Here is a 10,822-nt window from a genome sequence, read left to right as displayed (position 1 = left end):
CCCCCCGCCCCCGCGGCCGGCCGAGGAGAGGCCGGAGGAGCCGGTCCCGCGGCTCCCGCGCTGCCCGCCGCGTTCGCAAGGCAGACGCTCGGCTGGCACCGGTGCGCGGCCCCCGAGAAGGCACGCGGCAGCGCCGCGAGGGCTCCCGGCTCCGGCTGGCAGTGCGCCACGATGCAGGCGCCGCTCGACTACAGCGAGCCGGCCGGCGAGACCATCGGGATCGCCCTGATCCGCTCGGCGGCGAAGGACAAGGATCGCCGGATCGGCTCGCTCCTCTTCAACTTCGGCGGTCCCGGCGGCTCGGGTGTCGCCGCGCTGCCCGGCGCGGCCGGTCTCTTCGAGAGCCTCCACGCACGGTACGACCTGGTCGGCTTCGATCCTCGCGGAGTCGCCGAGAGCTCCGGAGTGGTGTGCCGGGACAATCAGCAGACGGAACGTTCCCTCCGTATCGACTCCACTCCGGACACGCCGGCCGAGGAGCTGATCTTCCTCGAAGACTCGGCGGCATTCGGCGCGGGCTGCGTGAAGCGTTCGGGACGGGTACTGCCGTATGTGGGAACCACCAGCGCCGCCCGGGACCTGGATCTGCTGCGCCAGGTGCTCGGCGACCGGAAGCTCCACTACTTCGGCTTCTCGTACGGCACCGAACTGGGCGGCGTCTACGCCCACTTGTTCCCGTCGAAGGTCGGACGGCTCGCTCTGGACGCGGTGATCGATCCGACGGCCGACTACATCGGCCACTCCCGCAACCAGGCACTCGGCTTCCAGCGCGCCCTGGACAACTACTTCAAGAGCCGTGGCACCAGCGCGAGAAGCGGTACCGCGCGCGTGGTGAAGCTGCTCGACCGGCTGGACCACGAGGCTCTGCCCACCTCCATGGGCCGTACGCTCACCCAGGGCCTCGCCCTGACCGGCATCATCAGCCCGCTGTACGCCGAGGAGAGCCGGCCCGAGCTGACGGACGCGCTGGAGGGCGCCGAGAACGGGGACGGCACCGGACTGCTGCGGCTGGCCGACTCGTACAACGACCGTGACGCGCAAGGCCGTTACGGTGTCTCGCACCACGCCCAGCGCGCCATCTCCTGCGCGGACGCGAAAGGCCGGGTCGAAGCGGCCGAGGTCAGGTCCCGGCTGCTGGCCGACTTCAGCGAGGTGTCGCCGGTCTTCGGCCCGTATCTGGCGTGGGATCTGGCCGGCTGGTGCGCGCGCTGGCCGGTCGCGGGCGAGCACGAGACTCCGGAGGTGGCGGCGCCGGGCGCGGACCCGATCCTGGTGATAGGCGGCAAGGGTGATCCGGCGACTCCGTACGAGGGCTCCGGGCGGATGGTCGCGGAGCTCGGCGAGGGCGTCGGTGTCCATCTCACCTTCGAGGGCGAGGGCCATGGCGCGTACACCACCGGGAATCGCTGTATCACCCAGGTGGTGGACGACTACTTCCTGCGCGGCGAGGTCCCGGCGTCCGGCAAGAGCTGCGCGTAGAACGCACGGGATGCACAGAAGGGGCCGGTCCACACGATGGTGGACCGGCCCCTTCGGCAGAGCTGACAGAGCTGACAGAACTAGTAGACCGGCTTCGCCGGCTCGATCTGTTTGACCCAGCCGATCACTCCGCCGCCGACATGCACCGCGTCCGCGAAGCCCGCCGACTTCAGCACCGCGAGCACCTCCGCACTGCGGACACCCGTCTTGCAGTGCAGAACGATCTTCTTGTCCTGCGGCAGAGTCGCCAGGGCGGTGCCCATCAGGAACTCGTTCTTCGGGATCAGCTTGGCGCCGGGGATCGAGACGATCTCGTACTCGTTCGGCTCGCGGACATCGATGATCTCGATGTTCTCACCGTCGTCGATCCACTCCTTGAGCTGCTTGGGAGTGATTGTCGAACCGGCCGCCGCCTCCTGGGCCTCCTCCGACACGACACCGCAGAAGGCCTCGTAGTCGATGAGTTCGGTAACGGTGGGATTCTCGCCGCAGACCGCGCAGTCGGGATCCTTGCGGACCTTGACCTGGCGGTACTGCATCTCCAGGGCGTCGTAGATCATCAGCCGGCCGACCAGCGGCTCGCCGACGCCCGTGAGCACCTTGATCGCCTCGGTGACCTGGATCGATCCGATGGACGCACAGAGCACGCCCAGCACACCGCCCTCGGCGCAGGAGGGCACCATGCCCGGCGGCGGGGGCTCCGGGTAGAGGCAGCGGTAGCACGGGCCGTGCTCGGACCAGAACACGCTCGCCTGGCCGTCGAAGCGGTAGATCGAACCCCAGACGTACGGCTTGTTCAGCAGCACACAGGCGTCGTTGACCAGATAGCGGGTGGCGAAGTTGTCCGTGCCGTCCACGATCAGGTCGTACTGCGAGAAGATCTCCATCACGTTCTCGGCTTCGAGCCGCTCTTCGTGAAGGATCACATTCACATAGGGATTGATACCGAGGACGGAGTCACGCGCGGACGCGGCCTTCGACCGGCCGATGTCGGCCTGGCTGTGAATGATCTGGCGTTGCAGGTTCGACTCGTCGACCTCGTCGAACTCCACGATGCCGAGCGTACCGACACCGGCCGCGGCCAGGTACATCAGAGCCGGGGAGCCGAGACCTCCGGCACCCACACACAGCACCTTCGCGTTCTTCAGCCGCTTCTGCCCGTCCATCCCGACGTCCGGGATGATCAGATGACGGGAGTACCTGCGGACCTCGTCGACGGTGAGCTCGGCAGCGGGCTCGACCAGGGGTGGCAGCGACACAGGGACCTCAACAGGGGGTTGGTCGATGAATCAGTACGGTTCTTATCCCTGCAACACTGCCACGGCCCTTGTCATTCCGAGACACCCGGTCCGACTCGCGAGATGATCTCGTCCCAGTGGCCGGGCAGCGAGCCCAGGCGGCCGGGCAGTCGGTCCCGCCAGGCGGCCGGGCAGTCGGTCCCGACAGCCGGGAGTCAGTCCCGGCGGCCGGGCCCCGGCTCGGACGGGCCGTCGCGCGAGCGGTGGCCGACGGCGGTCAGATACGGCATGCCGCCTCCATCCAGATGTCCGCGAGCGACTCCTCCAGATTGATCCGGGGCCGCCAGCCGAGCCGGTCGCGGGCGGTGCGTACGTCCGCCTGCTGCCAGCCGCCGCAGCCGTCGGGATACGGGAACGGGCCCGCGCCGATGTGTTCAGGCAGTTGCTCGCCGCGCGGCGGGCCGATGGTGGCGTGGCCCGGACGCATCGGTCCCGGCGGCATGTCGAGTTCGTGCAGGGCTCCGGCGTAGCCCGCGACTCTCGCGAGCACCGCGGCGGCGTCCCGGAGCTTGACGGCCCGGCCGGTACCGATGTTGACGATGCCCTGGGCGGCGGAGAGCGAGGCGGCGTGCACGGCGCGCGCCACGTCCCGTACGTCCACGAAGTCGCGCTGTACGCCGAGTCCGCCGAGCTTGAGCTCGCCGTCGCCCGCCTGCATCGCACGGCGCATGGCCTCCGCGAGCCGGCCGAGCGGAGAGCCCGCCGGAGTACCCGGGCCGACGGGCGAGAAGATCCGCAGCACGATCGCGTCGAGCCCGGAGCCGAGCACCAGCTCGGACGCGGCCAGCTTGCTCACGCCGTACGGGCCGCCCGGGCGCGGCACGGCGTCCTCGGCGGTGGACGAGCCGTGCTGGGAGGGACCGTACTCGGAGGCGCAGCCGAGCTGGACGAGTCTGGCGCCGCAGCCGCTGCGGCGCAGGGCCTCGCAGACCGTGGCGACGGCGACGGTGTTGTGCCTGGTCAGTTCGCGGGCGCCGCCACGGGTGGCTCCGGCGCAGTTGATCACGACTCCGGGATGGACGGCGTCCAGGAAGCGGGTGAGGGCACCCGGGCTGCCGCCCGCGAGATCGAACCGTACGTCCGCGTCGTCGCCGCGGCCGAGCGCGGTGAGGTGCACGGCGGGATCGGCGAGCAGCCGGTCGGCCACGAAGCGGCCGAGGAAACCGTTGGCACCGAGCAGCAGGACCCTCATCGCGGTGCCCTTCCGTGCCGACAGGCCTTGGCGGAGGCCGGTGCTGGGGATAGCGGGGTCATGTCTGGTGTCTCCTTCATCGTGTTGCTGTGCGGTGTCGCTGTGTCGTGTTGCCGAGTGGCGAGGACAGGCGTGGAGAGGCGCTGAGGTCAGTAGTGCTGAGGTCTTATGTGCGCCGAGGCCCGGGACAGGGCGACGGCGGCATGGCCGAGCAGTCCGAGGGCGGCGGCTCCACAGGCGAGGGCGGGCACGGCCGAGGAGCCCCATGTCTCTACCGCCCGGGTGACCGGGACGGCGAGCGGATCGAGCCCGGGAAGCCGGCCCGCGAGCACGGACACGCAGGACAGCGCCTCTACTGCGGCGGCCACGGCGAGTCCGGTGGCCGCGGTGCCGGCGAAGCCGTGGACCGTGAGCAGCCTGGCCAGCAGGAGGAGCGTGCCGAGGGCGACGGTGGAGGCGAGCCCGCCGTCCTCGTCGAAGACGGCATTGGCGGTCGCCGTGAGAGCGGTGAGGGCGCAGACATAGAGCCCGGCCAGGGCGAGAAGCAGCGGCCGGGCGCCGGCCGTGAACTCGGCCAGTCCATGGCTCTCGGCGAGGCGGCGCCGGGCGCATACGGAGAAGAGATGGGCGCACCAGGCGGCCGGTGCGACGGCGCACGCCAGCGCGGTGAGCGGTGTCGTGGTCGCGGGCCACGGTCCGTCGGGACCGCCGGTGATCAGTTCGTCCAGCAGTCCGTCACCGCACACCAGATAGGCCAGCAGCCAGTACACGCAGAGGCCTGCGGCGGGGACCGGGCGGCCCTCGGCGCGCAGCGGCCCTCGGTGGAGGCAGGCGGTAAGCGCGCCGGAGAGCGCGAGGGCACCCGCCAGGCCTATCGCGAGCCGGCGCTGTCCAGTGCTCCTTTCGAGCTCCGCGAGAGTGAGACAGGCCACGGCTCCGGGCAGCAGTGTGATCGCCGCCCACCATCCGGCGCGCGCGCCGGTTCGGTGGGTTACGTGGGTTCCGCGCGCGGGATCGGCGGTGACCGGCCCGTCCGTTCCGTCCGTACGTTCCGTTCCACGTGGCACGCGCGCGTACAGCTCCTCGGCGAGCGAGAAGACGTCCCGGTGCCGGAAACGGGCGGCGGTCCGGTCGGTGATTCCGTGGGCCTCAAGGCCGGCGGCGATCTCCAGCGGATCGACGGCTCGCTCGCACAGCTCCCGGTACCGGTGCAGCAGGCCCTTGACCGGATCGCCGCTCCCGCGCCGGCCACCGGGAGGCCCGGCGAACGGCGTGGTCAGCGGAGTGACTTCGTCAGACATCGCTCTCCCTCACACCCACCGGAGTGCGCTCCGGACGCGCTTCACGCCCGGCACGCGCCTCACGCTCCGGACGCGCCTCACGCTCCGGGCGGCCGGCACTCCAGCGGACCGGCGCGTACATCTCGGCCGGGTGGGCGAAGGGCACGTCGTCCGCCGACCGCCGTACGGGAGCGTGCGAGATCAGTTGCAGATAGATGTCGTCGAACGCCGCGAGGTTCTGCTCGACGGTGAAGAGCTCCAGTGCGCGGGCGCGCGCCGCCTCACCGAGCCGTTCGCGCCGCTCCGGGTCGCGCAGCAGCGCGATACAGGCATCCGCGAGCGCCCTGGGATTGCGCGGCGGTACCACCAGCCCGGTGCCGCCGATGACCTCCACCACCGCGCCGACATCCGTGGAGACCGTCGCGCGTCCGCAGAACATCGCCTCGACCAGACTGATCGGAAAGCCCTCGACCACGCTGGACAGGACGACCACACCGCCCGCCGCGTACGCGTCGGGCAGCTCTGGCGTCTCGGGTCCGCCGATCTCCTCGAAGGAGACGGGATTGTCGCCCGCGGTGTGCGCGTCGACGGCCTCGTCCGGGAAGAGCTGGGCGGCCAGGGCCCGGCAGTGCGCGAGATACGCCTCCGCTCCCGGGCTCTGGGCGGGCGCGCCCACGATCCGCAGACGCGCGCCCGGCTCCGCCGTGTGGACCGCCGCGAACGCGTGCAGCAGCGAGACCAGATCCTTGGCCGGCTCGATTCTGCCGACCCAGACGAGCGTGCCCGGATCGCCATCCCCAGAGCCGCCTGTGGAGCCTGCCGTCGAGCCCGCCGAAGAGCCGCCCGTGGAACCCGGCGCCGGGCCCACCTCGGAGAAACGCTCCGCCTCCATCCCCGGATACACCGTCCGCAGCTTGGCGCGGTCGGCACCGCACCGCTCCTGCCACCGTCTGGCATGGGCGTTGCCGGGAGTGATGACATCCGCCTGCCGGTAGATCTCGGCGGCCAGCCGCCCGTGGAAGGCGGCGAGCAACGCGCGGACGGGCGTGCCGAGCGGCGCGGCGCCCGCCGGAGCGCCGCCCGTACCACCGGTCGCGCTTTCCGTACCACCGGTCGCGAGGTAGTGCGCCCTGAGCTGGACGCCGTACTCCGTGACCAGCAGCGGTACACCGAAGAAGCGTTTGGCCAACAGCCCGGGGAGAGCGGCGGATCCACCGGAGGCGGCATGGCAGAGATCGACCGCGCCCAGCGTGGCGTCGTCGTACCAGTCCAGCGACAGAGGGCGCAGAGCGCGCTCCAGCCGGTCGGCGAAGGCCAGGAAGTCGGGCACGGTCGCGGAGTGCGCGCTCCGGCGTGCGCCGGGCGCACGGCAGGCGGACTCCAGCAGCCGTACGGCCGCTTCCGAGCGCAGTGCGCGGTAGAGACCACCGCGCTCCCTGGCGAGATCGGCGAGCCCGTAGAGCCCGGCCGCGAAGCCATCGGCGCGCTCCAAACCGTCCCGGGAGCCATCACCGGAGCCGGAGCCGTCCCGTGCGCCGCACCCCGAGCCGCCCTCCGCCGCGTCCGAGCAGACCGCGGCGGCCAGTTGTCCGAAGTGCTCCGCGAACCGCCGCCGGTCGCGCCGTCCGTAGCCACGGCCGTCGTCCGCCGGCGCCCAGAGCGGCGCCGTACGCACCTGCTGGATCCGGCGCGGCAGCTCTATCCAGCCGCGCTCCTCCTGCCGCGCGCTGCGGCTGAGCGCGTAGATGTCGAACTCGTGCAGTGCGAGCCCGCGTACGAGCCGGTCGCACCAGAGTCTGGATTCACCCGTGGCATACGGATAGCCACCGTCCGTGAGCAGTCCGATCCGCACGAGCACACCCCCGATCTCCCTTGTGGGCAGCCGCCGTTGGCCGGCGACACGCAGCGGGACGACCGTAAGCGGATATGCCGGTGGTGCGATGGACGGTTGTCCGTCGCACCACCGGAAGGGGTGAATGCACGTAACTTTCCCGCACCGGTAGCGTTCTGTCGCGCTACGGAGTGCTTCGGCTACGCAAGGTCAGGCCACGGCGACTTTCTCGGCAGGTGCCGCAAGCGCCTTCCTGGCCGAGCGGCGCGCGGCGGCGAGCACCGGATCGAGCGCGGGCACGGCGGCGAGCAACTGCCTCGTGTACGGGTCGGAGGGCGCGCCGTACACCTCCTCGACCGTTCCCTGTTCCACGATCCTGCCGTCCCGCATCACGGCGACCCGGTCACTGACCTGCCGTACCACGGCGAGGTCATGGGCGATGAAGACCAGCGCCAGGCCCAGTTCCCGCTGGAGTTCCGCGAGGAGCGCGACGACCTGCGCCTGCGTGGTCACATCGAGGGCCGAGACGGGCTCGTCGCAGACGATCAGCCGGGGCTCGGCGGCGAGTGCCCGCGCGATACCGACGCGCTGGCGCTGGCCGCCACTGAACTCGTGCGGATACCGGTCGTAGCGGTCGGGATCGAGCCCGACACGCTCCAGCAGCTCCCGTGCGCGCGCCACGATCCGTCCCTCGTCCAGCGTTCCGGCCGCCCGCAGCGGATCGGCGACGGACTCGCCCACCGAGCGGCGCGGATTGAGCGAGGCGACAGGATCCTGGAAGATCATCTGCAACTCGCGGCGGTACGGCCGCAGCTCCTTCTCGGAGACCGCCGCGATCTCCGCGCCGCGGTAGCGCAGCCGCCCGTCGGTCGGATCCAGCAGCCGTACGAGCATCCGGCCCAGCGTGGTCTTGCCGCTGCCGCTCTCGCCGACGATGCCCAGCGTCTCGCCGGCGCCGACGGTCAGCGACACTCCGTCGACGGCGGTGACGGTCCGCCGCCCGCGCCGGAACTCCCGCCGCAGATCGACGGCTTCGAGCAGCACCTCATCCGCCAAAGGGCGCGGCTCACCCTGAAGGCGCGGCTCACCCGAACGGCGCGGCTCTGCCACCGTCCGCGCCACCGGCGCGTCCACCCGAGGCACCGAGGAGAGCAGCGTGCGCGTATACGTCTGCTTCGGCGCTCCCAGCACCTCGGCCACCGGACCGCGCTCCACCTCCCGGCCGTGCCGCATCACCAGTACCTCGTCGACGCTCTCCGCCGCGACTCCCACGTCATGGGTGACCAGCAGCAGTCCCATGCCCGTCTCGCCGCGCAGATCATGGAGGAGATCGAGGATCTGCGCCTGGACCGTCACATCGAGCGCCGTGGTCGGTTCGTCGGCGATCAGCAGACGCGGCTCGCAGGCGAGCGCCATCGCGATGAGCGTGCGCTGGCGCATACCGCCGCTGAACTCGTGCGGTCTGGAATGCGCCCGGCGCGCCGCGTCCGGGATGCCCACCCGGTCGAGCACCTCGACGGCCCGTGCGCGGGCCGCCCGCCGTGTGGCGTCCGTATGGACCCGGTAGACCTCGGCGATCTGGTCGCCGACGGCGTAGTACGGATCCAGGGACGACAGCGGGTCCTGGAAGACCATCGCGGCCACCGCGCCGCGCAGCGCGCGCAGTTCACGGTCGGAGGCGGTGCCCACGTCCGTACCGCCCACGCGCACCGCGCCTCCGACGTGCGCGCCCGTCCCACGGTGGAGTCCGAGGAGCGCGCTCGCGACGGTGCTCTTGCCGCTGCCGGACTCGCCGACCAGACCGATCGCCCGGCCCGCGGCGAGCGAGAACGACAGCCCGTCGACGGCCCGTACGGTCTCCTCGCCCGAGACGAAGTCGACCGTGAGGCCCTCGACCTCGATCAGATCCGTCGCAGGAGTCACAGGAGTCACAGGAGTCACAGAAGCGCCACCCTCCGGTCGGCCGCCGCGTACAGCAGATCGGCCACCACATTCGCCACCACGACGGCCGTGCCGGTCACCAGCACCACTCCCACCACCACGGGCAGATCGATCTCCCGCACGCCGTCGATCAGTGTCTTGCCGATCCCGGGAATGTTGAAGAGGGACTCGGTGAGCACCGCGCCGCCCATCACCGTGCCGAAGTCCAGCGCGCTGAGCGCGATGACCGGCGGTACGGCGCCGCGCAGCGCGTGCCGCCCGACGACCGCGCGCTCGCCGACGCCGTACGCGCGGAACGTACGGATATGGTCCTCGGCCAGCGTCTCCAGCGTGGAACTGCGTGTCAGCCGCGCGTATTTGGCGCTCTCGAACAGTCCGAGCGTGAGCCAGGGCAGCAGCATGTTCCACGCCCACTGCTCGGGATCGTCGGTCAGCGGTACGTACGTCGGGAACGGCAGCCACTGCAAGTACGCGCAGACCAGCATCAGCAGCAGCAGTCCGAGGATGAACACCGGCGTGCCCGTGCCGGCCAGCGTGAGCACCGTCAGCGCGCGCTCGGTGATCCCGCCGCGCCGCAGCGCGGAGAGCAGCCCGGTGCCCACTCCGATGACCAGCCAGATCACCATGGCGCCCAGCGCGAGCGAGAGCGTCGCGGGCAGCCGGTCCAGGATCAGCGAGGTGACCTGCTGGTCGGTCTGGTACGAGAAGCCCAGGCACGGCGCGTCGCAGTGCAGCAGGGCCGTACCGGTGGAGTAGTCGCGCCCGGCGAAGATGCCCTGGAGGAAGTGGGCGTACTGCGTGTACACCGAGTCGCCCAGACCGAGCTGTTCGCGTACCTGCGCGACCTGCTGGCTGCTGCACCGCTCGCCGCACGCGAGCCGGGCCGGATCGCCCGGCGCGAGATAGAAGAGCCCGTAGATCACGACGGAGAGCACGAGCAGGACCAGCACCGCGCCGCCGAGCCGTCTGAGCAGATAGCGCGTCATGAGGAGATGTCCTTGGACGAGTCGGTGGCGGCGGCGCGGGTACGGGACGTACGGCGCCGCCCGATCCGCAGCCGTCCGGCCTCCCGTGGATCGAGGGCCGCCCTGACCGCGTCGCCCAGCACGGTGAAGGCGAGCACGGTCACGAACAGCATCCCGGCCGGCAGCAGTACGTACATCGGATCGGCGCGGAACCAGGTCTGCGCGCTCGACAGCATCTGTCCCCAGGAGGGCGTCGGCGGTTTGACACCGACGCCCAGGAAGGACAGCGACGCCTCGGTCACCATGTTCGTCGGCAGCAGGATCGCCGCGTAGGTGATGACGGGAGCCGCGAGCGAGGGCAGCAGCTCACGCCGTGCCACCCGCCACCGCCCGGAGCCCGCGAGCCGCGCGGCGGCCACGAAGTCGAGCTGTTTCAGCGTGAGTGTCTGCGCCCGGACGATCCGTGACGTACCGCCCCAGCCGAGCAGCCCGACCACGAGGATCAGCAGCAGCGGACGCGGGAAGTCGGTGGGCACGACGGCGGTCAGGGCGATGGCCAGCACCAGCATGGGCAGCGCGATCATCACATCGGTGAACCGGCTGAGGACCGTGTCGAGCAGCCGGTTGCCCAGCCCGGCGGCCAGGCCCACGACGATCCCGATCAGCACCTGGACGACGGTGGCGCCCACCGCGACCAGCAGCGACACCCGGGCGCCGTAGAGCAGCCGTACGAACAGGTCGCGCCCGGTGCCCGGTTCGACTCCCAGCCAGTGGTCGCCGCTGACACCGCCGAACGAGCCGATCGGCACTCCGCCGCGCGCCGAGTCCACCAGCGC

8 protein-coding genes are annotated in these 10,822 nt (G+C 71.2%); 1 reads left to right on the top strand and 7 read right to left on the bottom strand.

The genetic code is table 11. The annotated features are described in order from the left end of the window. On the top strand, positions 1 to 1,479 hold a 1,479-nt coding region (locus GA0115259_RS13520; RefSeq protein WP_107469180.1), incomplete at its 5' end, for an alpha/beta hydrolase. Positions 1,480 to 1,559: 80 nt separating this feature from the next. On the opposite strand, the gene moeZ is transcribed toward GA0115259_RS13520, so the two are convergent. From moeZ to GA0115259_RS13485, 7 genes are all read right to left on the bottom strand, one after another. Then, a complete protein-coding gene (gene moeZ / locus GA0115259_RS13515; protein ID WP_093595723.1) occupies positions 1,560 to 2,738 on the bottom strand; it encodes an adenylyltransferase/sulfurtransferase MoeZ in 1,179 nt (392 codons plus the stop codon). 256 nt (positions 2,739 to 2,994) lie between these two features. Continuing rightward, complete coding sequence (locus GA0115259_RS13510; protein ID WP_093595720.1) at positions 2,995 to 3,969, bottom strand: NAD-dependent epimerase/dehydratase family protein; 975 nt, start codon at positions 3,967 to 3,969, stop codon at positions 2,995 to 2,997. Between the two features lie 149 nt (positions 3,970 to 4,118). Then, positions 4,119 to 5,270, bottom strand: a complete 1,152-nt coding sequence (locus tag GA0115259_RS13505) for a hypothetical protein (RefSeq protein ID WP_093595717.1) — start codon at positions 5,268 to 5,270, stop codon at positions 4,119 to 4,121. Then, positions 5,263 to 7,101 (bottom strand): glycosyltransferase, encoded by a 1,839-nt coding sequence (locus tag GA0115259_RS13500; protein ID WP_093595730.1) that lies wholly within the window; start codon positions 7,099 to 7,101, stop codon positions 5,263 to 5,265. The genes GA0115259_RS13505 and GA0115259_RS13500 overlap by 8 nt, the downstream gene beginning before the upstream one ends. Before the next feature lie 189 nt (positions 7,102 to 7,290). Further along, entirely contained in the window at positions 7,291 to 9,003 is a 1,713-nt protein-coding gene (locus tag GA0115259_RS13495) for a dipeptide ABC transporter ATP-binding protein (RefSeq protein WP_093595714.1), read from the bottom strand. 14 nt (positions 9,004 to 9,017) lie between these two features. After that, the gene (locus GA0115259_RS13490; RefSeq protein ID WP_093595711.1) at positions 9,018 to 10,007 is read right to left on the bottom strand and encodes an ABC transporter permease; all 990 of its coding nucleotides are present in this window, start codon (positions 10,005 to 10,007) and stop codon (positions 9,018 to 9,020) included. After that, on the bottom strand, positions 10,004 to 10,822 hold an 819-nt coding region (locus tag GA0115259_RS13485), incomplete at its 5' end, for an ABC transporter permease (protein WP_107469179.1). The genes GA0115259_RS13485 and GA0115259_RS13490, both read right to left, overlap by 4 nt.

The organism is Streptomyces sp. MnatMP-M17 (genome assembly GCF_900091995.1).
Lineage (GTDB): Bacteria > Actinomycetota > Actinomycetes > Streptomycetales > Streptomycetaceae > Streptomyces.
Note: the sequence above shows the minus strand (reverse complement) of the source record. Positions and strands in the feature narration are given on the sequence as shown.

Bases quoted from the DNA above. Each gene is read 5' to 3' on its own strand.
- GA0115259_RS13510 (WP_093595720.1), bottom strand. From the start codon at position 3,969: ATGAGGGTCCTGCTGCTCGGTGCCAACGGTTTCCTCGGCCGCTTCGTG.
- GA0115259_RS13505 (WP_093595717.1), bottom strand. From the start codon at position 5,270: ATGTCTGACGAAGTCACTCCGCTGACCACGCCGTTCGCCGGGCCTCCC.
- GA0115259_RS13490 (WP_093595711.1), bottom strand. From the start codon at position 10,007: ATGACGCGCTATCTGCTCAGACGGCTCGGCGGCGCGGTGCTGGTCCTG.